This is a genomic window from Shewanella sp. SR1, assembly GCF_020447145.1.
GTDB classification, from domain to species: domain Bacteria; phylum Pseudomonadota; class Gammaproteobacteria; order Enterobacterales; family Shewanellaceae; genus Shewanella; species Shewanella baltica.
In genome coordinates this window covers 41871-67843 of the sequence record NZ_JAJAEF010000012.1, presented here as the reverse complement: position 1 = coordinate 67843, position 25973 = coordinate 41871, and the positions used below count along the sequence as shown (strand labels likewise).

Annotated in this window: 16 protein-coding genes; 2 read left to right on the top strand and 14 right to left on the bottom strand. The window is 47.6% G+C overall.

The features are described 5' to 3' along the window. Window positions 1–256: 256 nt before the first annotated feature. From KV201_RS12950 to KV201_RS12940, 3 genes are all read right to left on the bottom strand, one after another. A complete protein-coding gene (locus KV201_RS12950; RefSeq protein WP_226059559.1) occupies window positions 257–1105 on the bottom strand; it encodes an isocitrate lyase/phosphoenolpyruvate mutase family protein in 849 nt (282 codons plus the stop codon). Window positions 1106–1239: 134 nt separating this feature from the next. Next, window positions 1240–2709: an inorganic phosphate transporter gene (locus KV201_RS12945; protein ID WP_226059600.1), complete on the bottom strand. Its 1470-nt coding sequence runs from the start codon at window positions 2707–2709 to the stop codon at window positions 1240–1242. Window positions 2710–2957: 248 nt separating this feature from the next. After that, window positions 2958–3773, bottom strand: coding sequence for a helix-turn-helix domain-containing protein (locus KV201_RS12940; RefSeq protein ID WP_226059558.1), 816 nt, complete (start codon window positions 3771–3773; stop codon window positions 2958–2960). An 83-nt stretch (window positions 3774–3856) separates the two neighbouring features. Here KV201_RS12940 and KV201_RS12935 point away from each other — a divergent pair, with 83 nt between their 5' ends. Next, the gene (locus tag KV201_RS12935) at window positions 3857–4573 is read left to right on the top strand and encodes a type 1 glutamine amidotransferase (protein ID WP_226059557.1); all 717 of its coding nucleotides are present in this window, start codon (window positions 3857–3859) and stop codon (window positions 4571–4573) included. 89 nt (window positions 4574–4662) lie between these two features. On the opposite strand, the gene KV201_RS12930 is transcribed toward KV201_RS12935, so the two are convergent. The 6 genes from KV201_RS12930 to prfB all read right to left on the bottom strand — a co-directional run bounded on the left by KV201_RS12930 (window position 4663) and on the right by prfB (window position 14680). After that, window positions 4663–6351 carry a glucan biosynthesis protein gene (locus KV201_RS12930; protein WP_006083981.1) on the bottom strand — a complete coding sequence of 563 codons (1689 nt, stop codon included), beginning with the start codon at window positions 6349–6351 and terminating at the stop codon, window positions 4663–4665. A gap of 450 nt (window positions 6352–6801) precedes the next feature. After that, window positions 6802–7236: a PaaI family thioesterase gene (locus KV201_RS12925; RefSeq protein ID WP_012090074.1), complete on the bottom strand. Its 435-nt coding sequence runs from the start codon at window positions 7234–7236 to the stop codon at window positions 6802–6804. A gap of 174 nt (window positions 7237–7410) precedes the next feature. After that, entirely contained in the window at window positions 7411–9576 is a 2166-nt protein-coding gene (katG, locus tag KV201_RS12920) for a catalase/peroxidase HPI (RefSeq protein WP_226059556.1), read from the bottom strand. Window positions 9577–9887: 311 nt separating this feature from the next. Then, entirely contained in the window at window positions 9888–11360 is a 1473-nt protein-coding gene (locus KV201_RS12915; protein ID WP_226059555.1) for a carbon starvation protein A, read from the bottom strand. A 690-nt stretch (window positions 11361–12050) separates the two neighbouring features. Beyond that, complete coding sequence (gene lysS / locus KV201_RS12910; RefSeq protein WP_006080389.1) at window positions 12051–13553, bottom strand: lysine--tRNA ligase; 1503 nt, start codon at window positions 13551–13553, stop codon at window positions 12051–12053. Window positions 13554–13581: 28 nt separating this feature from the next. After that, window positions 13582–14680, bottom strand: a protein-coding gene (gene prfB / locus KV201_RS12905; protein WP_006080387.1) for a peptide chain release factor 2 whose coding sequence is annotated in 2 segments (ribosomal slippage) — window positions 13582–14604 and window positions 14606–14680 — 1098 coding nt in all. Because the reading frame shifts where the segments join, the coding sequence is not laid out codon by codon here. A gap of 538 nt (window positions 14681–15218) precedes the next feature. On the opposite strand from prfB, the gene fdhF reads away from it, so the two are divergent. Continuing rightward, entirely contained in the window at window positions 15219–19505 is a 4287-nt protein-coding gene (fdhF, locus tag KV201_RS12900) for a formate dehydrogenase subunit alpha (RefSeq protein WP_226059554.1), read from the top strand. A 180-nt stretch (window positions 19506–19685) separates the two neighbouring features. Here fdhF and KV201_RS12895 read toward each other — a convergent pair whose 3' ends face one another. The 5 genes from KV201_RS12895 to ohrR all read right to left on the bottom strand — a co-directional run bounded on the left by KV201_RS12895 (window position 19686) and on the right by ohrR (window position 25908). Continuing rightward, window positions 19686–21350, bottom strand: coding sequence for a methyl-accepting chemotaxis protein (locus tag KV201_RS12895; RefSeq protein ID WP_226059553.1), 1665 nt, complete (start codon window positions 21348–21350; stop codon window positions 19686–19688). 126 nt (window positions 21351–21476) lie between these two features. After that, window positions 21477–22625 carry a chromate efflux transporter gene (gene chrA, locus KV201_RS12890; RefSeq protein ID WP_226059552.1) on the bottom strand — a complete coding sequence of 383 codons (1149 nt, stop codon included), beginning with the start codon at window positions 22623–22625 and terminating at the stop codon, window positions 21477–21479. Window positions 22626–22825: 200 nt separating this feature from the next. Then, window positions 22826–23998 carry a 23S rRNA (uracil(747)-C(5))-methyltransferase RlmC gene (gene rlmC, locus KV201_RS12885; protein WP_226059551.1) on the bottom strand — a complete coding sequence of 391 codons (1173 nt, stop codon included), beginning with the start codon at window positions 23996–23998 and terminating at the stop codon, window positions 22826–22828. Between the two features lie 107 nt (window positions 23999–24105). Further along, window positions 24106–25281, bottom strand: a complete 1176-nt coding sequence (locus tag KV201_RS12880) for a glycerol-3-phosphate dehydrogenase/oxidase (RefSeq protein WP_226059550.1) — start codon at window positions 25279–25281, stop codon at window positions 24106–24108. Window positions 25282–25410: 129 nt separating this feature from the next. Continuing rightward, window positions 25411–25908: a hydroperoxide resistance transcriptional regulator OhrR gene (gene ohrR, locus KV201_RS12875; RefSeq protein WP_319000220.1), complete on the bottom strand. Its 498-nt coding sequence runs from the start codon at window positions 25906–25908 to the stop codon at window positions 25411–25413. Between the last annotated feature and the right edge of the window lie 65 nt (window positions 25909–25973).

The following is a 25973-nucleotide window of genomic DNA, read 5'->3' as shown; positions in this document are numbered from 1 at the left end:
CAGGATTCAGCGGGAATTTAACGCACTTTAGGCAAGGCGGTTATTTGCAGGCCTAGCGGGCTAAGTTAAAAATAACCAACGCAGCATAAAGTGCGTTAAAACCCGCCGGGACGGAGCGCCCAGGGCACTCCACTTTCGTGTTGCATCAATTCAAAAGGTGGCCGACATTCTGTCATTAATGCGCCTTGAATTGAAGCACCCAGGGCGCTCTGAAACTCGTATCTTCAGGTAGCTTGGGTATAGATGAAAAACAGCTTTAACTCGGGATAAATAAGTTATTCATTCGTTCAAAATCAAGGGCAATGACTTTATATATGAAGCCATTATCAGCGGCAATAACCGCATCTTTTGGCTGTTGCTGAAACGGCTTTGCCTTAATTGAATTTAACAAAATTGGATTAAGCAAAGTGCCATAGGCTTGTAAAAATGAAGATGGACCGGTGGAAAAACGCTGCACACCCGCTGCAAATAACTCGCCGATATCCATCTGCTCATTCAATAGCATAAAATTCAGTGGCATATCCACAGCGGCAGACAAGTGCTTGGCGGTCTCGACCTGATTAGCGCCAGGGATAAAGCCGCCATCCGCGCCCGCAGCCTGATATTGAGTTAACCTATCGATAGTCATAGCGACCGCGGCATCACCACTGGCTAAGCCCAGTAAATACACATCGGTTCGCGCATTAATAAATAATCCTTGGCAACGAGGATGGGCGCGAATAGCTTTAATTTTTGCCACCATCTCAGCAACACCTGCACTACCATCCTCAATATTAATCCCTGCTACGCCAAGCTCAGCGAGCTGCGCAACAAAAGCAGCAACCTCATCGGGATCTTGGCTATAACCAGATTCAATATCTATCGTCACGGGCACTCGGCTCAACCGTAGGATATGGTTCACTGCGTCCAATAAAGCCGCTTTAGGTAGCGCTTGGCCATCGGGATAACCGAGCGACCAAGCCAATGCCGCGCTACTGGTCGCAATCGCACGGGCGCCCGATGCTTGGATGATGGCCGCACTGGCGGCATCCCAAATATTGGTTAATATCAGCGGCTCTGATTGTTGGTGTAGTGCTTTGAAAAGTATTCGAGATTGCTCAGCCATCTTATGTCCTTGTTAGTGTTGAAGACTCAACTCTAACAAGATGGCTTATGTCATTATCGCGGGAAACGGCACTGAACCTAAAAGCCAAGTGCTCAAGGCTTGGCTATGTGAGCATTCCGCTTGAGTATTCTTGGCTAACCCCAAAGTGCACTGGCAAGGATAAACACGCACGCAGAGAGCAACATAGTAATAGGAAGCGTCAGCAGCCAAGCGAGCATGATTTGCTTAATTGTTTGGATCTGAAGCCCCGAACGATTAGCCACCATAGTGCCCGCAACGGCGGAAGATAAAATATGAGTCGTCGACACTGGCATGCCCGTCATACTGGCAATCCCAATCGATACGGCAGCGGTGACCTGTGCGGCAATGCCTTGGCTGTAGGTCATACTCGATGAACCAATTTTTTCCCCAACGGTATACACAATCCGTCGCCAGCCCACTAGCGTGCCGCAGCCCAACGCAGTCGCAATGGCAATAATCACCCAAAGAGGCGCATATTCAGTGGTGCGGGTGAGATCCTTGCGCCATTTAGCCAATGAGGTTAGATCTTTCGCGGGGAGATCTAACTTCGCTACTTGGCGGGCAGTATCATCAATACACAGGAGTAACCGACGCACCTCGCGCCGCTCTTGTACATCCATGTCTTTGTAAGTCGAGACTTTTGCCAAGCGGCGGTCAAGTAGCGACATCGCAGGTAATACATTTTCAGATGAGCAATGCGCCAGCATATATTCGGGGACGTTTGCTGAAGCGCTAAAGTCGATCACATCCGCGATCACGGCTTGGTTACGATCGTAAATCGCCATAATGCGCCGATTGGCATCTTGAGTTCGTTCCAAATCATAGGGTTGACTGCCCATGTCCAAGGCAAAATACGCCGGAGCCATACAAATCAGCACTAGCATCACTAGGCCTATGCCCTTCTGGCCATCGTTCGAACCATGGGCAAAACTCACCCCCATAGCAGAGACAATTAAACTCGCCCTTGCCCAAAATGGCGGGTGTTTTTTGCCATTAATCTGCATCTGCTCATCTGGAGTGCGGTGAATTTTATGTTTCTGCCAGACGTATTTCATGATGAGTAGAAAAATCCCCGCCATCACAAAACCTAAAGTCGGCGAAATGATTAAGGACAACATGATCTGCGAGGCCTTAGAGACATTAATGCCCTGCAAGATAGGCTGATGATTCATCCAAGCGAACGCGCCGCCCACGCCCATTATCGAGCCAATCAAGGTATGGGAACTCGATGCCGGTATACCAAAATACCAAGTGCCTAAGTTCCAGATAATTGCCGAAAACAGCAAAGAAAAGACCATCAATAAACCTTGGGTCGAATCCATGCCGAGCAAGGAATCTACGGGCAACAAATGCACTATCGCATAGGCCACACCTAAGCCACCTAATAGCACACCTGCAAAGTTAAAGAGCGCAGAGGTAACGACGGCAAGATTGGCTGGCATAGCCTTGGTATAAATAACCGTAGCCACCGCATTGGCCGTGTCGTGGAAGCCATTAATGAATTCGTATGCCAATACAAACAGTATCGCAAGCACTAAACCCACAGACCAAGCAAAGCCTAACGTTGTGAACATTTCAAACATAAAATACTGACCCATGGCGAGAACGCCCACAGATTACGCCCAAGTTTGGCCTCTTTTACAGTGAAAAATTATTTAGATTGTCAAAAAGTGAATTAGTCCTCAATAACTCAGTAGCATGCTTGCAATTAACACTGGCTTGATTTTATTCGGCCAATTGAATCTCTGTGCTGCTAAAAGGTGCAAAGCATTGATTAAATGTTAAATGATTCAACTAAAAGCAGTGTTAAACGCCATAAATCGTAACAAGGTTATATCCCATGATCGCCTAACCGAAATCGCTGTGGCGTCATCCCAAAACGCTCCTTGAAAGCTTTGATATAGGATGAATCATTTTGATAACCAATTTGGTGGGCCACATTCTGTATTGATAGGTCAGTGGCCAATAACGACAGCGAATAGATCAGTCGCAAATGTTGACGCCATAATACGAATGAGGAACCAAACTCCCTCACAAATAGCCTCGACAATGTTCGTTCCGATGCCCCAACCCTCTCTCCCCATTTCACTAAAGAGAAATCTAAAGCTGGCGTTTGGGTTAAATGCTCAAAAATCAATTTTAGGCGTCTATCTTGGGGTATCAGTAACTTAAAAGTCTGTCCTCCCGCACTATTAATTTGATCGTATAGCACCTCAAGCAAACGCAGTATTGGCGCCTGAACCATTGGATCAACATTTATTGGGGTATTAAAAGCACATTGTTTTCTGAGTGTTAACACTAACTCCCTTAGAAAAGCACTCATAGCGACAGGTTTAATCATGGCACCATAATCTCGACCATACATAGGATTCAGATAGACGCCAATAAAGCAGGTATCAGTAATCGCAACAGACTCATGTATCCCCCCTGCTGGCACAAAAAGCGCTGTGGTATGGGGAACTAAAAACAGTGCGCCATCTGCCTCTGTCTGTAACAGGCCTTGAAGTGGAAAAATAAGCTGATGCCAACAGTGCTGGTGTAAAACATCCACATAACCCTTCTGCATCTCAATCGTTTTTACAAAAGAAGGCATATTAGGCGCTTGCTCAATAATGGCGTTAATCGAATCGAGTTGGCGACTTAGCATTATTACTTGTCCATATAACGTTATTCAGCCAAATAAAAGGATTGTAGCATAGCGTTATCCCATAAAAGACACAGGAAAACTCAATGCAGATTCATTGCATTATCCATGAAAGCTATGAAGGTCCAGGCTATTTTAGCGATTGGGCCGCAAGTAAAAACTACAAAATGAGCTTTAGCAGAGTCTATCTAGGTGAAGCTCTACCCGAAAATAGTGATGGTTTTGATCTGTTAATTATCCTCGGTGGCCCACAGTCTCCCGCGACATGCCAAAGCGATTGTCCATATTTTGATAGCCAAGCAGAACAAAGACTTATCAGGCAAGCTATCCAGACAAATAAAGCCGTTGTGGGGGTTTGTCTTGGGGCACAGTTAATCGGCGAAGCATTAGGTGCCCGTTATCAAAAGAGTCCACATGCCGAGATTGGTTACTTCCCCATTGAACTGACTGCGGCAGGAAAAGGTGATATTAGTCTTAAGACATTTTCGACAACTGAAGTGGTCGGCCACTGGCATAACGATATGCCAGGCCTCACACCCGATTGCGAAGTGCTCGCCACAAGTGAAGCTTGCCCACGGCAAATTGTACGTTACACACATTTAGTTTTTGGATTTCAATGCCATCTTGAATTTATCAGTAGCCAATTAACGCCATTAATTGCCCAAGAACATGCTTTTTCTAGCACACCGAAAATGCCATATATTCAAAGCCCAGAGTTCATCTTGAGACAATCAACGACTCGAATGAATCAGTTGCTGGGGCATTTTTTAGATAATCTAGTCTTAGCCTATCAAGCCGTATAAACACCATACTGAGTAAAAAAGTGGTTCCAGCCAAAACAAAAACGCCAGCTAAGTTAGCTGGCGTTTTAGATTAATGACTCACTAATCGCTTATTGCAGATGACCCGCATTGTGCAATTCACGATCATCCTTAGCAGGCGGATTCCACTGATACATCCAAGTTTCAGACAATGGCTGGCCATCGACTTCCAAATAGACTCTCAGGTTAATCGGCTCAGTACCGTCTCCGGGTGGCACTACGTCAAACATAGCGCGGTAACCATTAATGGACGCTAGAGGACGGGCAGATTCAATTTCGACTTTACCTTCAGATGCAGTGATCACAGCTTTAACTTGGGTGTCTTTGCCTATCATAGGTAAAGTGCCGCCCGCGAAATCCACCACAAAACGCTTACTGTAGTATTTGCGCTTCTGGCCAACTACGCCGCCAATCCCGGTGAAGGTATCGACAACGCGAGCACGGGGTGATTGAACCGGTGGAATGCCGCCCCAATACATGTTGTAGCTATACAGCAGCTCTTGACCTGGAACAATCGGCTCGGCTGGATTCCAGAAAGCCACTATGTTATCGAAGGTTTCATCCAGTGTTGGAATTTCAACTAACTGCACCGAACCTTTGCCCCAACTGCTTGTTGGTTCAATCCACAGGCTTGGGCGTTTATCGTAAAACACGCCGTCATCCTGATAGTGATCGAAGTTACGGTCACGTTGCAGTAAGCCAAAACCTTTTGGATTTTCATCGCTATAGGCGTTGAATCGTAGGTTTTCTGGGTTACCTAGTGGACGCCAAATCCATTCACCATTACCCGTGTGCATGGCTAAGCCATCGGTATCATGGATTTCTGGACGCCAGTCATAACCGGTGCGGCGATCGTTCTCACCCACCATAAACATACTGGTCAATGGCGCTACGCCTAAACGTTCAATCGCTTTACGTGGATAAACAGCCACATCCACTTTCATTTTTAAACGCTCACCCGGCTCGATATCGAAACGGTAAGCACCTGTCACACTCGGTGAGTCTAACAAGGCATACACAGTCGTGATATTCGATCCTGGTTTAGGTTTTTCTAACCAGAAGTCGGTGAACATTGGAAACTCTTCAGGTTTTGGCAGCGCAGTATCCACCGCTAAACCACGAGCCGACAGGCCGTATTGCATCTCATGACCCACAGCGCGGAAATAGCTGGCGCCAAGGAAGGCGACAACGTCACGTTCCCAATCGGTATTGAACTGCATACGGAAACCCGCAAAGCCAAGATCCTTAGGCAACTGACTGCCTTTCACCTTTGACTTGCCGTAATCGAACATAGAAGGCGAATAGTCGATTAACTTAGCCTTGCCTTCATTCAACTCATAGATGTGAATTGGCGTGTCGAAATACAGCCCTAGGTGGAACAGCTCGGCACGAAACTCCGAGTCCTGATCGCGCCACAGTGCGGCTTTCTTCTTGAAGTGGAATTGTTGGTAATCATCCCAGCTCATGCCCTGAAGGCTTTTAGGCAATTCGCCTTTATGGCTTTCATAAGGTTGTGCAGCCATAGTACGGGCGTAGCCCTTAAGCCAAGCGTAACTGAACTCTTCACCTTCTTGTGGTGACGCCTGCTTACCCGCTGCACACGCCGAAAGACTCAGCAATACGCTACAGGTTAACAATACGCTGCCAACCATGCGCTGCAAACGGCCGCGACGAGAGGAGGATTGGGCTTCAATCGAAGGTACTGTCACCATCGATTGTTGGTAAACGTTTCTTTGTTCGGGAAATAAATTGGGTTGCATAAGCAGACTCTGAATTGGTGTAACTTCCTGACACTTCCCTGCAAATCTAACCAAATTGCAGTGATGGCCCTGTGGAGAACTGTTGATGACAGAGGTAACAATACAGCGATCAGCAACAATTCGCCAGAATCTAACATACTTTCTATCGAATGGAATATCGCATGCTAGCTATTTTCAATCTTGAAGCCTATTTATGAAAATATGATGAAAAAATTCCGTTATTTACTGAGTTAACATCTATATAAATCCTTACAGCTAACAAGGCAATTGTCGATTTGATTGCAGATGCTAGCGCGATGTTTGATTACAGATGCTAGCGCTCAGATTCGGCATGAGTTAACTCATCAATCCATGGCTTAAACTCGAAGAGGACGTATCGTCGCAGCACGCGATGGAAAAGCCAAGGCAAAGTGCAGCACAGATAAGATTGCATGAGCGCATTGAATCGGTTTACGGCCTTAAAATCATGCAAGTCGCCGTGGCGGTAGCCAGTAATTTTCCATCCTGCGTTTTTAGCGTGCCTTCCGAAATCCCTAAGGACTTAGACAGATTAATCACTCTGCCCTCGGCCACTAACACTTGATGCTTAGGCACAGGTCGAATCATTTTAATATTCAAATCGATAGTGCCGTAACCCACACCCGCTTCAAGCAAAGTGTGCACGGCACAACCTGTAACCGAATCCAGTACAGTGGCAGCGAAACCACCATGAACGCCGCCCAGCGGATTCAAATGCTTATCATCAGCTGTCGCATGAAACAGCACTGAACCTTCTTCGGCTTGAACCAAGGACATAGGCATAGTCTGGGTGATCGAAGGTGCGGGCAGTTCGCCTTTTGCCATTGCCTGTAAAATAGCTAAACCCGACATTTGCTGAATGTTCATATTCCTACCCTAAATTGATAAACACCATTACAGATTAATAAAAATGACCGCGTAACCACAGAGGGTTAGGCGATCATTTGACTGACAATCCACTTAAGCGCTAAGCCAACCTTCAACACTACAAGGCTTAAATTGGATCAAAAATAAGACTAACAATATCAGTTAAAGCTAGGCTCAGCGCAGATCAAACCTGTCTAAGTTCATCACCTTAGTCCAAGCTGCGATAAAGTCATCGATAAATCGCAGCTGCGCATCACTGCTCGCGTACACTTCTGCAAGCGCACGTAGCTGCGAGTTAGAGCCAAAGATCAAATCAACCCGCGACGCCGTCCATTTTGGCTCTCCGCTAACGCGATCCACGCCCTCAAACCTATCTTCCGCTTTTGAGGTGGGTTTCCACGTCGTGCCCATATCCAGTAAGTTAACGAAAAAGTCGTTGGTCAAAAACTCAGGACGCGCGGTCAATACACCCGTTTTAGATTGATCAGCGTTAGTATCTAACACCCGCAACCCACCGATGAGTACCGTCATTTCCGGTGCAGTTAAGGTCAGTAATTGTGCCCTATCGACCAATAACTCCTCCGCAGATACCGAAAATTGAGTGGGATGATAATTTCTAAAGCCGTCAGCGACCGGTTCCAGCACCGCAAAAGATTCCACATCCGTTTGCGCTTGCGTGGCATCCATACGACCCGGCGTAAATGGAATCGTCACTTCAACCCCCGCATTTCTGGCCGCTTGGTCAATACCGACACAGCCTGCCAGCACAATCAAATCAGCAAGGGAGATTTTTTTACCGCTTTTGTTGAACTCAGACTGAATGCTCTCAAGTACTTTCAGCACCTTAGCGAGTTGCTCAGGCTGGTTTACTGGCCAATCTTTTTGCGGCGCGAGGCGAATTCGCGCCCCGTTCGCACCACCGCGCATATCAGAACCGCGATAGATCGAAGCTGAGGCCCAAGCGGTTGATACTACTTCTGAAATTGTTAATCCAGAGCCAATAATCTTAAGTTTAAGATCTGTGACATCCTGCTCATCAACCAAGGGATGATCAACCGCTGGGATGGGATCTTGCCAAAGAAATGCTTCTGCTGGCACTTCAGGACCCAAATAGCGTGTGCATGGCCCCATATCCCTGTGCGTCAGCTTGTACCAAGCCTTTGCAAAAATCTCGGCAAACTCATCGGGATTTTCAAAGAGTCGACGCGATATTTTCTCGTAATCAGGGTCGAAGATCAGTGCAAGGTCAGTGGTTAACATGGCCGGCACATGGCGTTTTGAGGCGTCGTGCGCATCGGGAATCACCCCTTTACCTGCGCCATTTTTAGGTATCCACTGATGCGCGCCCGCTGGACTCTTAGTCAGTTCCCATTCATAACCGAATAGATTTTCAAAGAAATTATTACTCCACTGGGTGGGAGTTGAGGTCCAAGTCACTTCAAGACCGCTGGAAATAGCATCGCCACCTTTACCGCTTTTGTAGCTACTCTTCCAGCCTAGCCCTTGCTGCTCAATACTGGCGGCTTCAGGCTCAGGCCCGACTAATGCAGCATCACCAGCCCCATGGGTTTTACCGAAAGTATGGCCACCGGCAATCAGCGCCACAGTTTCTTCATCATTCATCGCCATGCGGGCAAAGGTTTCGCGAATATCAACGGCGGCAGCGAAGGGATCGGGATCGCCATTGGGTCCTTCTGGGTTGACGTAAATCAGCCCCATTTGCACTGCAGCGAGGGGATCTTCAAGATCCCGTTCACCAGAATAACGCTTATCGTCTAACCACTTATCTTCGGCTCCCCAGTAGATATCGGCTTCGGGTTCCCAAATATCCACCCGCCCACCGGCAAAACCTAAGGTTTTGAATCCCATAGATTCCAGCGCGACATTGCCCGTGAGGATTATCAAATCGGCCCAGGAGATTTTATTGCCATATTTTTGCTTTATCGGCCAGATAAGCCTGCGGGCTTTATCGAGGCTGACGTTGTCAGGCCAGCTATTTAACGGCGCGAAACGTTGATTACCACTGCCCGCTCCGCCGCGCCCATCACCAGTGCGATAGGTGCCAGCGCTGTGCCAAGCCATACGAATAAATAGTGGTCCATAGTGGCCAAAGTCCGCTGGCCACCAGTCCTGTGAATCAGTCATTAATGCGAGGAGGTCTTGCTTTACCGCGGCCAAATCGAGGGATTTAAAGGCTTCAGCATAATTGAAGTCATCACCCATAGGATTCGACAAGGAAGAGTGCTGGTGCAGAATATCGAGCCGCAGCTGTTTAGGCCACCAATCTCGATTCGTGGTGCCACCAGCAGAATGATGCATAGGACATTTGTTCTCAGACATAACGTGCTCTCCTTCTGTTCGCAAAAAATATTCAAGTAAATAAAAACTAAATGACTTTTGCTGCATGTTTGTACTGCATAACGTTCTCTATCACCGACTAATCGTTTCAATAGAGAAACAAAAACCAGTCTAACGACCTTACCTTACCTCTAGATGAAACGCGATGAATCATCCCATTAAATAATGTTCAGCAAACATTCCCCTTTATAAATTAAGATATTAAAGGATAGTCAAGTTACTGCAGATCATAAAAAAACAAGGGCTGCAAAATGCAGCCCTTGTGTCTATACGGTCAAACTTGGCATAACGGACTATTTAACGTCTGCCACAGGTTTGCGGCGATTGTGCGCAATGATCAGCGCAATTAAACAGATAACCCCGACTGCGATACCCACAGGCTGGCTCAAAGGTTGTGGTAAACCCAGACCAATACCCGCAGTCATAATGTAAGAAACTGTGACACTGGTGCCGCCAATGGCTGGCAGGCTGACAATCCAATGGAAGGTCCCGCGATCGAACAAATACTTAGTCGCTAACCACAATACACTGGTTGATAGCAGCATATTTGAGAAGGCAAAGTAGCGCCAAATCAAAGAGAAATCGATCTTCGTCATTAAGTACGCAATCGTGAGAATAGGTACCGCGACAAGTAAACGATTACGCATGCTTTGCGGAATATGGAAGGCGTCGATAATCGTCAGTCGCAGCGAACGGAACGCGGTATCACCAGAAGTGATCGGGAAGATAGCCACGGCCACAATCGCCATAATGCCACCCACCACACCGAGATAAGTCGTCGCCACTTGGTTCACCACTAAACCTGGGCCACCTTGGTCGAGCAGACTCTTAAGCTCAACATAACCACCAGGGAAAGCCGCAATACCGGCCGTTGCCCATACACAAGCAACAATACCTTCAGCAACCATAGCGCCATAGTACACGGGACGCACATACTTCTCGTTGGTCAAACAACGGGCCATGATAGGCGCTTGAGTCGAATGGAAACCACTGATCGCACCACAGGTAATCGTCACAAACAACAGTGGCCATACAGGTAATCCGTCTGGATTTGGCTCAAGTAACTCGTTGTTGTAATGGCTGTGATCAAAATAAGCGAACACATCACCCATTTCAGGTAACTGCGGCGCATTGAGCATCAGGGCAACTGCGATAGAAACCGTCATCACTATCATCAACAAACCAAATGCGGGATACAGTTTAGTGATGATTTTATCAATCGGCAGCATAGTCGCCAAAAAATAATAGGCTAAAATAACTAACACCCAGAAGGTGTTATTGCCAAAGATGGTGTCTTTGAAATAATCGAGATTACTCAGCAAACCTGCTGGGCTCATGATAAAGACCACGCCCACAAAAAACAGCAGCATGGCGGTAAACAGCAACATCACACCTTTAAAGTAGATGTTAAAGTAGTGGCCAGCGATCTCAGGCAAACTCTTACCGTCTTCTTTAATACTGAGCACGCCAGAAAAATAATCGTGCACCGCGCCGCCAATAATGTTTCCCAACACAATCCACACTAAGGCAATGGGACCGTACAAGGCACCAAGGATCGGACCAAATATCGGTCCCACACCTGCGACATTGAGGAATTGGATCAGAAACGCTTTAGCCGGATGAACCGGAACATAATCGACGCCATCTTCGAATCTCGCCTGCGGCGTCTTGGCTTTAGGATCTATACCCGCTTGACGTTCCACAAAGGGGCTATAGAACTTGTACGCAAGCACTAAGAGTGCGATACAAATAAAGAAAATTAACATTATTTAATTATCCATACTTTAGTAGGAGGTGATTTAATGGAGAGTTTCATTGAGTTAGCTACTGAGGTCAAGCAACACACTATTAGACTAATGTCGGGTTGATTATCTGAAACAGCCACAGGAGTGGGTATAGCTGAATAAATGCGTTTAAAAATAGTTCATCGTACTGTTTATAACGTCAGTAATGTAGCCTGCTATTTTGGCATTCACTGATTGCCGCCTCTTAACCCCTTCACCCTAGGTCTTCCCGTAAATATTCTCTACCAATAATGAAATGAACACAGCCAATATCGTGTGTAACTGGCGATTGGATGCCTGCAGCGTGGCGAGTGTTTCCTGACATCCCAATATGAAACCCCAAGTTAAAACCACAATCGACACTCACAAACTAAACCCGCAATCTACACTACAATCGATAGCAACACCTGAAACTCACATGCCACTTGATGATGTTCATCTAACCTATTTTTAGGTCGCTAATAGCTCGACTCTAGCACGCATCATTTTTAGCTATTTTAGAAAACAAAAAACCAGCCAAATGGCTGGTTTTTAGGGCATTCATCACTGTGATGGTTTGGTTATACCTAAACTATTCACTGCAAACTTAACCTGTTACGACTTACTAAAAGTCGCGTGGCTAAGAGCTAATGCAACAAAATGTACAACAACGAAATGCCTTGTTCGACTGCATTACGCCTGTGGGCGCATCGCTGGGAACAGGATCACGTCACGGATAGTATGAGTGTTAGTGAACAACATCACTAAACGGTCGATACCAATACCTTGACCTGCCGTTGGTGGTAAACCGTGTTCCAGTGCAGTGATATAGTCTGCATCGTAGAACATAGCTTCATCGTCGCCTGCATCTTTCGCGTCAACCTGCGCTTTAAAGCGGTTGTCTTGATCTTCAGCATCGTTCAGCTCGCTAAAGCCGTTAGCCACTTCGCGGCCACCGATGAAGAATTCGAAACGGTCAGTGATGAAATGGTTGTCATCGTTACGACGTGCCAGTGGTGAAATGTCCGCAGGGTAGCCAGTGATGAAGGTCGGTTGCATCAATTGCCATTCAGCAGTTTCACCGAAGATTTCTTCAAGCAGCTGGCCACAAGTCCAGAACTTCTCAATCTTCATGCCTAAGCTTTTCGCTAAATCACGCATGAATTCAACATCTTTCACTTGCTCATAGGTCATAGCTTGGATAGTCGCGTTATCAGGATTGTACTTCTGAATCGCTTCTAACATGCTTAAACGTGCGTATGGGCCACCGAAATCAACAGTGTGCTCGCCGTATGGCATTTGCGCACTACCGAGCAGTTCGATAGCAATCGAGCTGAGCATTTCTTCGGTTAAGTCCATCAGATCTTTATAGTCTGCATAAGCCATATAGAATTCCATCATAGTGAATTCTGGGTTATGACGTGGCGACAGACCTTCGTTACGAAAGTTACGGTTGATTTCGAACACACGCTCAAAACCACCTACCACTAAACGCTTCAGATATAATTCTGGCGCGATACGCAGGTACATTGGCATGTCTAAGGCGTTGTGATGAGTGATGAAAGGACGGGCCGAAGCACCACCTGGGATCACGTGCATCATAGGGGTTTCAACTTCCATGAACTCTTTTTTGATCATGAAGTTACGGATTGCAGAAACCACTTTAGAACGCATGATAAAGGCATTGCGCGAATCTTCGTTAACGATCAGATCCACGTAACGTTGACGGTAGCGCATTTCTTGATCGGCCAGACCATAATAGTCCGCAGGCAATGGACGCAGCGCCTTGGTCAGTAGCTCGTACTGTTCCATATTGACGTATAAGTCGCCTTTGCCAGACAAATGCAGCTGACCCGTTACACCGATAATGTCACCGATATCCAGACCTTGAAAACGCTCTTTCAAATCAGCTTGTACGCTTTTTTCAGCATAGGCTTGAATACGGCCAGACACGTCTTGGATCACTAAGAAAGGACCACGTTTTGCCATAATGCGGCCAGCAATGCTGGTCTTAAAACCTAAGGCTTCGAGTTCTTCTTTGGTGTTTTGACCATACTGTGCTTGCAGTTCAGCCGCTTTATGGGTGCGACGGAAGGTATTTGGATGCGCATTAGCACTACAGTTTGGGCGGATGCTTTCTAGCTTGGCACGGCGCTCGGCGATCAGTTTGTTCTCATCAATTACTTGTTCAGTCATCTTATTTCTCGTCTATACCTTGAATTAATTACAGCCCAGATTTCAAACTGGCTTCGATAAACTTATCCAGATCGCCATCGAGTACCGCTTGAGTGCTACGGTTTTCAACGCCTGTGCGTAAGTCTTTAATGCGGGCATCGTCTAATACATAAGAGCGAATTTGACTGCCCCAGCCGATATCAGACTTAGCGTCTTCTGCGGCCTGTTTGTCGGCATTTTGCTTGAGCATTTCTAACTCAAACAGTTTTGCTTTCAGCTGCTTCATCGCAGCGTCTTTGTTCTTGTGCTGTGAACGGTCGTTCTGACACTGCACGACTGTGTTAGTCGGTAAGTGGGTAATACGAATCGCCGATTCTGTTTTGTTAACGTGCTGACCACCCGCGCCCGATGCGCGGTAAGTGTCGATACGCAGATCCGATGGGTTGATATCGATAGTAATATCGTCGTCGATTTCTGGATAAACGAACACAGAGCAGAATGACGTATGGCGACGACCCGATGAGTCGAATGGCGACTTACGCACTAAGCGATGCACGCCCGTTTCGGTACGTAACCAACCAAACGCATATTCGCCAGTGAACTTGATGGTCGCGCCTTTAATACCGGCCACGTCACCATCGGTCACTTCCATCAACTCTGGGCTAAAACCATGGGCTTCGCCCCAACGCAGGTACATACGCAGCACCATGTTGGCCCAATCTTGGGCTTCGGTACCACCACTGCCAGACTGAATGTCTAAATAACAGTTTGACGCATCTTGCGGGCCGGAGAACATACGGCGGAATTCGAGATCGGCAAGGCGGCTTTCGAGATAATCCAGCTCTTTACTGGTTTCGTTGAAAGTGTCTTCATCTTCCTCTTCAATAGCCAGCTCGAGTAAGCCTTCAACATCTTCAAGACCTGAGTCCATATCATCTATGGTTTTGACCACAGCTTCTAGGCTGGCGCGCTCTTTGCCTAAGGCTTGGGCGCGCTCTGGGTCATTCCACACTTCTGAACTTTCAAGCTCACGGGTAACTTCTTCTAGACGCTCATTTTTGGCATCGTAGTCAAAGATACCCCCTAAGAAGCTGCGTGCGCTCGGCAAGCTCCTTAATTTTGAATTTTACTGGATTAACTTCAAACATGAATTTTCAACTTTCTTTATTTGGCCGCTTTAATTGATCTTCCACTAAAAGAGGCGATGATTAACAGTATTTGCAACCGCGCATTTTAACCTAACCAGGCTGGTAAACCTAGGGGGGCACTGTTTATTAAATGGGATAACAAGGATTATTTTCCGGCCTAAAAGGCCACATTGCCAATGCCGAGACTAACAAAAAGCGCAGAGTTAAGACTGTGATCTTACTTAAATTTAGCCAAGCCAAGTGATTCAGTAGGCCAAACGCGACCCAAATAACGACTGACCTGCCAAGAAAACATTCGTAATATCAATGAAATTACCACTAAAAAGCCCAAATACCACCAACCTAATCACGGCTCAATTCGAACAAACATTCATCAGCGCACAGTCTGCACTAGGTTTGTGATTCAAGCTGCAATTCTGTTGCAAACTTCCCTCGCCCATAAACGTCTTCTAAAGCTGTCTAGGTATACTCGAAGCAACCTAAGCCTGCAGCCCCGCGCTATAGCAGCTAAGCACCCTACATATAAAAAGGCCATGGGATGATAGAACTTCGAATTGATGACCAAGTGTTATCGGTTAACTCGACCGATAACCTACTGCAAGCGGCACATGCCGCGGGCATAGCCATACCCAGCTTATGTGATCCCAGCGCAGCCTCGCAGCAATTAGGCACTCATGCACACACTCACGCACAAGCAGACAAGCAAGCCTGCAATTTGTGTGTCGTCCAAATTGAAAATGCCGATGCCAGTTTGCGCTGCGTACGCGCCTGCGAAACGCCTATCGAAGCGGGCATGCGGGTGATAACTCAGTCTGAATTCTTAAGCCAAAAACGCAAACAAGCACTGACTGAAATCTTGAGCGATCATTTCGCCGATTGCGAAGCCCCGTGCCAACAGGCATGCCCTGCGGGCGTCGATGTGCAGAGTTACCTGTATCACATCGCCCAAGGCAACCATACCGAAGCCGTTAAAGTCATTAAACAAACCTTGCCACTGCCGCTATCTATTGGCCGAGTTTGCCCCGCTTTTTGTGAGGCGCAATGTCGCCGTGGGCTAGTAGATGAGCCTATCGCCATTCGTCAATTAAAACGCCACGCCGCTGATCTCGATCTCGCCGATGGCGAAAAGGGAGGCACGAGTTATGTGCCGCCACGCCAACCCGACACGGGCAAAAAAGTCGCGATTATTGGAGCGGGCCCAGCAGGATTAAGTGCAGGATATTACTTATCAAACCAAGGCCATAGTGTTGAGATATTCGAATCTATGCCACAGGCTGGTGGCTGGCTGCGCTATGGCATTCCTGAATATCGTTTACCTAAGGCGATACTCGATAAAGAAATCGAACTCTTGTGCCATAACGGCTTAACCATACACACAGAAATGCGCCTCGGCCATGAGGTGCATTTAAATCAATTAGTTGAAGATTTCGATGCCGTCTGTCTCGCCATTGGCGCCCAAAAAGCCGTGCCTATGGATTACCCCGGCAGCACGCTCAAAGGTTGTTACTTAGGCGTTGATTATTTAAAAGATCATTGTCTCGAAAAGACACTTGTTTTAGGTAAAAAAGTCGCCGTCATTGGTGGCGGCAATACGGCTATCGATTGCGCCCGCACTGCGGTACGTGAAGGCTGCGATGTCACCTTAATTTACCGCCGCACCCGCGCAGAAATGCCCGCCGAAGCTTACGAAGTACACGAGGCCGAAGTCGAAGGGGTAAAGTTTCATTTTTTAACCAATCCGCTTGCAAACCATAGCGATGAGCAAGGCAGAGTCCACGCCGTCACCTTTGCCAAAATGGCGCTCGGCGAAGCCGATGCCTCTGGCAGACGCGCTCCCGTTGATACCGGTGAAACCTTTACCCAAGATTTTGATACTGTGATAGCCGCAGTATCGCAAACTCCCGACCTGAGTTTCATGCACGATCCCGCCAGTCCTTTAAGCCAAGGCACACTTGCTCTTAGCCGCTGGAATACCTTTATTGGCTGCGAGCACACTATGTCATCTGGGGTTGAAAAGCTCTTTGTGGTGGGGGATGCGCGCCGCGGTCCTGCCACCGCAGTTGCCGCCATAGGTGATGGCCATAAAGCCGCCATCGCCATAGATAAATTACTCAAACAAGGCTTAAGTTGCGATCTGCATGCCGATGCATTTAATTCCGCTAAAGCCATCAGCAAAGCGGTGACACAAAACTTGCCCGCAACCGATCTTTATCCCGCCGTACCGCGTAAAGCCCGTTTGACCATGCCCGAGCTGAGTGCGGTGCAGCGTTTACTCAATTACGGCGAAGTCGAGCTAGGCTTTGCTCCCGATGCCGCGATGCAAGAAGCCGCGCGATGCCTCGAATGCGCCTGCCAAGCTAATACGGATTGTAAATTAAGGGACTATGCGACCGACTACCATGTCGAACCTAAGTCACTCAACATTCAAAGCGCGCGTAAGTTTTCGGTCGATAAATCGAGTCCGTTCATTCAATTTGATGCAAATCGCTGTATTAGCTGCGGTAAGTGCGTTGATGTGTGCCAGCTACAAAGTGGCCATTGTGCGATTCAATTTGCCCATGATTCCTATCAAGCACTGCCGCAGGACATAAGCGAAACCATCGAACGCCGCGCACCGAGAGTCGGCTTTAGCGCCAGCATGGCCGATAGCAAATGTGTGCAATGCGGTAACTGTGTGCAGGTTTGCCCAACAGGCGCACTCGTCGATGCACGGGATAAACGCCAAGGCGATGAAACGCCACTCAAAACCGCCTCAACGATTTGTACCTATTGCGGCGTAGGCTGTCGGCTCGACCTTAAAATCGATGCCAGCACTAATCAGATCCGTCATATCGAAGGCAACAAAGAGTCTGTGGTTAACCAAGGCATGCTCTGTGTCAAAGGGCGATTTGGCTTCGATTTTATTCACAGTGAAAAACGCCTCACCACGCCACTCATTCGTAAAAATGGCCAGCTCACGCCAAGTAGTTGGCCTGAAGCCATCGCCTATGTGGCCGAACATTTACAGCAAATAAAACAGCAATATGGCAGCAATGCACTGGCAAGCTTGGCCTCGGCAAAAGCCACCAATGAAGAAAACTTCCTGCTGCAAAAATTTGTCAGAAGCATACTCGGCACCAACAACATCGACCACTGCGCCCGTCTGTGTCATTCATCTACGGTAACAGGGCTGCAGCAGAGTATTGGTAGTGGCGCTATGACCAATGACATTCCGAGCATTCAAGCATCGGATGTGATTTTTATCATAGGCTCAGACACCAGCGGTGCTCACCCGATCATCGCCTCGAAAATTAAGCAAGCCGTGGCTTTGCATGGCGCGAGACTAATGGTGGCCGATCCTAAACGTGTCGCCATTGCCGACAGTGCACAGCTTTATGTCGCCCACAGACCCGGCACTGACGTCATGTTACTCAATGCGATTATGGCGGAAATCATCCGTAATGACTGGCAGGATAAACGTTATATCGCTGAACGCACCGAAGGCGTGGATGCTCTCTATGCTGAACTCAAAAAAGTAGATTACAGTCTTGAAAACGCGGCCTTGATAACCGGCGTTAAAGCCGAAGATATCGCCAGCATCGCCCGCACCATAGGCACGGCGGAGAAAACCGCAGTCTACTATGCTATGGGCATTACCCAGCACACGACGGGACACGATAATGTCACCGCCATATCTAATCTACAACTTCTGTGCGGCAATATCGGGGTTGAGGGTGCGGGGATTAACCCACTGCGGGGGCAAAGTAATGTGCAAGGTGCCTGCGACATGGGCGCACTGCCTAACTTCTTCAGTGGCTACCAAAAAGTCACCGACATTCATGCCAGAATGCGTTTCGAGGCACATTGGCAAACGCCGTTATCGGCGGAGATTGGCGTAACCGCAACCCACATGATGCATGATATTTCCAAAGGGAAAATCAAAGCTTTGTATGTAATGGGCGAAAACCCTGTATTGAGCGATCCTGACCAAGCCCATGTGCTTAGGGCCCTTAACGCTATCGACTTTTTAGTGGTGCAGGATATCTTCCTCACCGAAACCGCCGAGCTTGCCGATGTGGTTCTGCCCGCCGCCGCGTTTGTCGAAAAACGCGGTCATTTCACTAACACAGAACGGCGAGTACAGCGACTCGAACAAGCCCTGTTACCGCCAGGCGAAGCCCTGCCCGACTGGCAAATTGTCCAAGCCATTGCCAATGCGATGGGCGCCGCTTGGGATTACCCCAATGAAAAAGCGATTTGGCAGGAAATCAATGAGCTGACACCACAATATCGTGGCATTACTTGGCAGCGATTAAGCACTGGAGATTACGGCAAAATTCCCCAAGGCATTCAATGGCCTTGTCCAGATGCAACCCATCCGGGAACGCCCATCATGCACCAAGGTCAATTCACCCGCGGCTTAGGCAAGTTTACGCCAGTGAGTTATCGCTTACCCGCAGAAATGCCCTGCAGTGAGTACCCGCTCACCCTCTCAACCGGACGTTTACTGGAACAGTTCCACACAGGCACCTTAACCCGTAAAACAGCGGGGCTCGACTTACTCGGCTCGCCTAAAGTAATGATTTCAGTCTATGACGCTGAGCAACTCGGCATAGGCAATGGCGATAAAATCAAACTCACGACCCGTCGCGGCGAAATTGAAATCGACGCCTTTGTGACGAAAAGAGCCCAAGCTGGCGTGCTATTCCTGCCCTTTCATTTTGTTGAGGCTGCTGCGAATAAACTCACCATCAATGCACTCGATCCTGTTGCTTTTATCCCAGAGTATAAGGTCTGCTCTGTGAGGGTAGAACGGGTTGCCGAGAAGATTGATAAAAGGAAGTGAGCTAAGATGAATGGGTTAACGTGCATTGGCTAGAGTGGATTGGCTAACACGAATTAGCTTGGATGAATTAACTAAGCTGAATTAACGGTTAACGGTTAACGGTTAACGGTTTAAAAAATAAACGAGCCAAATAAAAACGGGAGACCTTAAGTCTCCCGTTTTTATTCAAGATTGAGGCGATTAAATCCTAAACTGCCCCACTAATTTACCTAAGTTAATGCCTTCCTCTGATACCGTCAGACTCACTCTGGCCGCATCTTCACTGGAGTGCAGTAGCTCATTCACAATCTCTTGGATGGCATACACGTTACGGTTAATTTCTTCGGTCACTGAGCTTTGCTCTGTCGCCGCTGCCGCAATTTGGGTACTCATATCGTTAATCGCAGTCACAGCCGAAGTCACTGAACCCAGACTGTCGGAAATCGTGCGAGAAGAATCCACCGAACGCACGCAGCTTTGTTGACTCTCTTCCATCGCTTTCACGGCTTGGGTCACTAGCTTATGTAATGCCGATAACATCTCATTGATTTCTAACGTACTGGCTTGAGTGCGGCTGGCTAAGTTACGCACCTCATCGGCGACCACAGCAAAACCTCGGCCCTGTTCACCGGCACGGGCCGCTTCGATGGCGGCGTTTAATGCCAATAGGTTGGTCTGCTCGGCAATACCACCAATCACTGACAGTACGCTGTTGATTTTCTGGGATTGCTCGCTGAGTGATTTGATACTGCCCGCCGCATTATTGATTTGCGACATTAAAGACGCAATCTCCTCAAGCGAAGCATCAACACAGCGCTGGGCATTAGCCACATCGCCCGTTGCTGCGTGGGTCGCCTCAGCCACTTGAGTGGTATTTTTTGCCACTTCGTTAGCGGTGGACGACATCTCAGTAATCGCCGTCACCACCTGATCGGTTTCATTGTTATGACTGACTAACTGACTCGACATAACTTTAGTTTGCGCATGAATCGCATTAGCCGCTGTTTTCACTTTAGCGGTCGCCGTCGCCACATCGCCGATGATATTTTGCAGCTTATCGACAAAGAGGTTAAAGGAACGTCCAAGTTGAGCGATTTCGTCCTCCCCTTTTACGGCGAGTCGTTTGGTTAAATCCCCTTCGCCCTTAGCGATATCATTCAAGTTATCAGCCATATTCTTGATTGGCACGACCATACGGTGGGCAGCGATCATGATGATAAAGCCAGTAATACCCGTAAGGAACAGTGCTATCAGTAAAATGGCGAAGGATTTATCTGCCATTTGTTCTGTCACTGTGGCGCGATATTCCTCAACAACGGCATCGATATCATCGATATAGGCCCCAGTACCTAACATCCAGTCTGTGCCCGGGATCATCATGGCGTAGCTGATCTTCTCAATCTGCTCATTAGTATTGGGTTTTTGGTAGTAGTAGGAGAAATTACCATCGCCACGTTTAGCGGCGTCGAGCAGGCCGACGATAATTTTAGTTCCGCGGGGATCTGTCATATCCATCTTGTTTTGCCCTTCTAAACTTGGGATTAGGGCATGAAAGATGCTTTTACCTTGGGAATCATAAATAAAGAAGTAACCCGCGCTACCGAAACGTATGTCTCTGAGTGCTTGATTCACATTGCCTTGTTCTTTTAACGACAATTGATAATTAATGATCCCAGCGGCAATTTCGGTGGCTTCTTTGATTTGTTGTTTGCGCTCACCAACGAGCTTAGTTTTAAAAGTGACCACTTCAGCGGCAAGTGCATCTTGTTCGACATAATAGGAAACCGATATCAATATGAATAATGCGAAGATCAAAGGGAACAGCGATAGCAATAGTAATTTATTGCGTAAACTCAACTTAGACATGCTTGAATGCTCCAAAGGAATACAACTTGTATCTTTGGAGTATAGCTAACATTGTTATTTCTCTATGCGCTTAAAGTAACAAAATCTTAATCTTGCTCAAGAAACCTGCAATTAATCGCCCTCAGTTCAAAGCAGATTTAGCAAGATCCCACACAAGCTAAAGCCTAAAACTAGCACCAGCATGGGTGGTTTAAATAACTTCAATGCACCAAAACCGAGCAATACCAAGGCCATATCTTTGCCCGAGAATACCGCCTGAGAAAAAACCGGTTGGTAAAGTGCAGCCGCGAGTAAGCCAACAACGCAGGCATTGACGCCAGCTATCGCACCAGCAATTTTCGGTCTTGCCGCAATCGCATGCCAACTCTTCAGGCCCACCAGCATAAGGAGAAATCCGGGTAAAAAAATGGCAGTAGTCGCGATGCAAGCCCCCATGAAAGGTTTATCTAGCATGACTTCGGCGCCTAAAAAAGTCGCGAATGTGAACATAGGCCCAGGCACAGCTTGGGCAAAGGCATAACCCGTCAGAAAACGATCGCCGCCTATGGTATCGCCCACTGCTGTTTCTAGCAGAGGTAGCACCACATGACCGCCACCGAACACTAAACTCCCTACGCGGTAAAACTCGCTGAAGATCCAAGCCTCTGGTCCGAAATCCACCATAAAAAAACTGCCGATGAGTAACACAAAAAAGAGCAGTAAATAGAGATAATTCAAGCGAATCGGTGCAAGCGGCGCAGTGTCATCTTGCGTTGCACTCAATTTATAAATACCGATAGTCGCAGCGCCGAGTAACAGGAGGATTTGCGTCCACATAAATGGCGCAATCAAAATCGCCGCAGCACTGGCAAGCATTAACAAACGGGCGGATTTGCGTTGGCAGAACTGCTTAAACATGGCAAGAACGGCATCGGCAACCACAACGACGGCCATTAACTTAAGCCCATAAATCATCCCTTGAACATAATGATTAGCGAGCCACGCCGACGTTGTTACCGCCAGTAAGTACATCAAAATAAAGGAAGGTAGCGTAAAACCAGCAAAGGCAGCAAGCGCACCCACCAGCCCGCCTCTTTGATAACCAATGGCAAAGCCCACTTGGCTCGACCCTGGCCCCGGCATAAATTGGCTTAAGGCGACAAGACTGGCGTAACGCTTATCATCGAGCCAACCGAGTTCATTAACAAAGGTCTGGCGAAAATAACCAATGTGCGCCGCAGGCCCGCCAAAACTCATCAAGCCTAAGGTAAAAAAGCGTAGGAAAATCTGTAGCATAAATCGCCGCCATTCAATGCATAAAGTGCTGAAGATTATGCCACTAAAAAGACATTTTGATGAAGTTTCACGCGAGCAACGCAGATAAAAGCATAACAAGGGCCCCACACAGCAGAGCCCTTAAGATAGTTTGAGCGGATTTCAAGAATAATAAAGCGAGTAAGAACAAATTCTTACTGATAAATTGATGGGCTAAAAGATTAATCCTTCACCAACATAGCTAAGACTTCAAAATGATCCGTATGGGGAAACAAATCAAATAGCTGCACCTTGGTTAAGTGATAACCTTGAATATGCTCAAGATCTTTCGCTAAGGTTTTGGGATTACAGCTGGAATAAAGAATCGCCTTAGGCGCAAACTCGCTTAATGACTGGCATAAAGCCTCGCCAATGCCGCGCCTTGGTGGATTAACAATGATCAAATCCGGCTTATCGGCAGCGCTTTTGCCCTTGGCAAAGTCGGTGGAATCGAGCGCCATAAATTGCACGTTTTCGAGCCCCATCATTTGCGCTGACATTTGCGCGCAGGCAATCGCCTCGGCTTCAATTTCAATCCCTGTGAGTGTAATGTCATTGGATGCGCAGTGCAGTCCGAAACCGCCGACGCCACAAAACAGATCCCATAACGAGCGAGGAGAAAACTCGGCGACCCACTCACGGGCGGTTTGATATAACAGAGCCGCAACCTGCGGATTGGTCTGGAAAAAGCTCTTGGGCCGAATGAACAAAGGCACATGATTAAAACGCTCTTCAAGCCTAGTATTCTCAGTTAAAAAAATCTCTTCATCGCCCTCAAGGATTGCCATATGAATCGGTTGGATATTGACTGACACTACTTTTATCTGCGGATATTCGGCCAGTAATGCAGGTAATTCGCGTTCGATACGTTCAATGCCATTGTGTGATCGCAGCACAAAACGCAGTAGATACTCGCCGCGTACTTGGCTGCGGGTTAGCAAAATAAACTTAAGCTCGCCCTTGGCTTTATCAACCCGATAGGGAGGAAGCCCCGCCTGCTGCACAAAGCGGGTTAAACGGTGCAACAAGGCTTGCATATCAGCGGGATATAACAGACAGTCGCAAAGATCTACCGCCTCGCCACTTGGGCTCACAATCCCCAACACGGGTTCATGGGCGGCACCGAGCACCACCATTTTGGCTTTATTACGAAAGCCACTGTCATCGCCAGTAATGGGTGGCAGAAAAATTTCTGCCGCATTTACGGGAATAAAAGGCGCGAGTAATTGCTGTAACGTTTGGGTTTTAACCGCCACTTGCTGCACTAGAGGCTGCTGAATATGCCGGCAAGAAAGGCACTGACCTTGATTAAAATAACCACATTGCTTAACGGCATTCACAATAGCAGCACTCACGACAGATCCTAGATTCAGTAAAAAAGCGCCACACTGTAGCGGTTTTACGGGTAAAAATCATCTCGAAACACACTCAACCAGTACCAAGGGCGTAATTTTAGGTTTATTCAAGACAAGCTGAGTTTATCAACATCGGCAATCGCCTCGCGCTTACCAAGGGCCTTTTCAATCCATTCAAGTACTTCTGCCGAGGTGCTACGAAACGTCGTTAACTTACCGCCGTATAAACTGAGGATGCGCGGATGGGAAATCGATGTTTTCATCAAGGTATCCCGCGGCCGCTCAAAGGCTTGGCTATTTTGCTTAGGTAAAACCCGAATGCCGCAGAAGGTTTGAGTTATCTTCGCCTTAAGCTCATCAATCTCCGGCGTTAGCGGGAAGTAATGCTTATAAATTCCAAGCAGATAATTAATTTCAGATTCGGTCGCTTCGGGTGGTTTATCCAAAGAAGCCAGTTCCGTTTCTGTGGTGCCAACCAAGGTTTGCCCATACCAAGGCATCACAAATATGACCCGCTTATCGAAGCAAGACTCTAAATACAAGATGCCATCGGGCGCAGGAATATCCAGTAGCACATGGGCGCCTTGCACCCAATCGAGTTCAACACCCGCAAGTGGAGGCAAGACTTTGCTTAAAACCGCATTCACCCAAGGGCCGGCAGCATTGATCACTAGACTCGCTTCGGCTTTATGGATTTCGCCCCTGTGGCTAAAACTCAGCTCACAAGTTTCGCGCCTATGTTCCAGCTCAAGAAATTCAGCCTCGGCATAGACTTCGGCGCCCAGAACCTGCGCGCTGCGCGCCACCGCTTGAGTTAACAACTTATCGTCGGTCTGCGCATCCCAACACTGAAATACCGCCTTTAATCCTTTGAATTTCAATCCTTTAAAACGATGCCAATGCACGGCAGGCACAGACACAAATTGGCCCAAGGGATCAAACTCACTCAGCAGCGCATACATGCTTAAGCCCGCGCGAATAGTCCAGGGACTGCGCTGACTGTTGTCATACACTGGAATATAAAAAGGCACAGCTTTAACCAGAGTGGGCGCAAGATTGAGTAAATGGCGCCGTTCAAGCAAGGACTTACGGACTAAATTGATTTGCCCCGTTTCTAAATAGCGCAAGCCGCCATGGATAAGCTTGCTGGAATTAGCCGAGGTTTGGCCGCCAATTTCGCCCCTTTCAATCAGCAAGGTGGAATAGCCCGCCGCTGCCGCATATTGGGCAATGCCGACACCGCTGATCCCACCGCCAATAATGGCTATATCGAAACTGGCCATAACTCACTCTCGCTAACGTTCCATAGACGACCGACCTACTGAGCCTCATTCAATCAAGCTCAGTCGAACAGCTAATAAGCGTTAATATGTCAATAAGTTAGTCTTAGATCAAATCTCGACGATAAGAGTTTAATCAATACTGGCATGTAATTGTTTAAGTGCTTGATCGCACATGGCCTTTAAGGCTTTTAACTCGCTCGCCTCGCCGCCGACTTTGCAACGCATTAAATGGGGGATTTCACTTGCCTGCGTTTTGAGGGCAATTCCTGCGGGCGTTAACGCGAGCACTCTCACGCGCTCATCTTGTTCGCTGCGACCGCGAGTCACTAATCCCTTGGATTCTAACCGCTTTAGCAATGGCGTTAACGTGCCTGAATCAAGGAAGAGTTTATCCCCTAAGGTTTTGACACTAATCCCCTGCTCTTCCCATAACACTAGCATGACCAAGTATTGCGGATAGGTTAGATCCAATTTATCTAACAAAGGGCGATAGGCTCGCACCATAGCATTCGCGGCGCTATAAAGTGAGAAGCACACTTGGTTTTCAAGGCATAAGGCATTATCTGCACTGGTATTTTCGGCCATATCGACAGGATTAACACGGATGTTGGGTTGAGTTGTTGCCATAGGAAGATCCGACAAATTAAATATATTGTGCACAATATACTTGCATTCACACCAAAGATCGAATT

Bases quoted from the DNA above. Each gene is read 5' to 3' on its own strand.
- KV201_RS12950 (WP_226059559.1), bottom strand. From the start codon at position 1,105: ATGGCTGAGCAATCTCGAATACTTTTCAAAGCACTACACCAACAATCA.
- KV201_RS12945 (WP_226059600.1), bottom strand. From the start codon at position 2,709: ATGTTTGAAATGTTCACAACGTTAGGCTTTGCTTGGTCTGTGGGTTTA.
- KV201_RS12940 (WP_226059558.1), bottom strand. From the start codon at position 3,773: ATGCTAAGTCGCCAACTCGATTCGATTAACGCCATTATTGAGCAAGCG.
- KV201_RS12935 (WP_226059557.1), top strand. From the start codon at position 3,857: ATGCAGATTCATTGCATTATCCATGAAAGCTATGAAGGTCCAGGCTAT.
- KV201_RS12930 (WP_006083981.1), bottom strand. From the start codon at position 6,351: ATGCAACCCAATTTATTTCCCGAACAAAGAAACGTTTACCAACAATCG.
- KV201_RS12925 (WP_012090074.1), bottom strand. From the start codon at position 7,236: ATGAACATTCAGCAAATGTCGGGTTTAGCTATTTTACAGGCAATGGCA.
- katG (WP_226059556.1), bottom strand. From the start codon at position 9,576: ATGTCTGAGAACAAATGTCCTATGCATCATTCTGCTGGTGGCACCACG.
- KV201_RS12915 (WP_226059555.1), bottom strand. From the start codon at position 11,360: ATGTTAATTTTCTTTATTTGTATCGCACTCTTAGTGCTTGCGTACAAG.
- lysS (WP_006080389.1), bottom strand. From the start codon at position 13,553: ATGACTGAACAAGTAATTGATGAGAACAAACTGATCGCCGAGCGCCGT.
- fdhF (WP_226059554.1), top strand. From the start codon at position 15,219: ATGATAGAACTTCGAATTGATGACCAAGTGTTATCGGTTAACTCGACC.
- KV201_RS12895 (WP_226059553.1), bottom strand. From the start codon at position 21,350: ATGTCTAAGTTGAGTTTACGCAATAAATTACTATTGCTATCGCTGTTC.
- chrA (WP_226059552.1), bottom strand. From the start codon at position 22,625: ATGCTACAGATTTTCCTACGCTTTTTTACCTTAGGCTTGATGAGTTTT.
- KV201_RS12880 (WP_226059550.1), bottom strand. From the start codon at position 25,281: ATGGCCAGTTTCGATATAGCCATTATTGGCGGTGGGATCAGCGGTGTC.
- ohrR (WP_319000220.1), bottom strand. From the start codon at position 25,908: ATGGCAACAACTCAACCCAACATCCGTGTTAATCCTGTCGATATGGCC.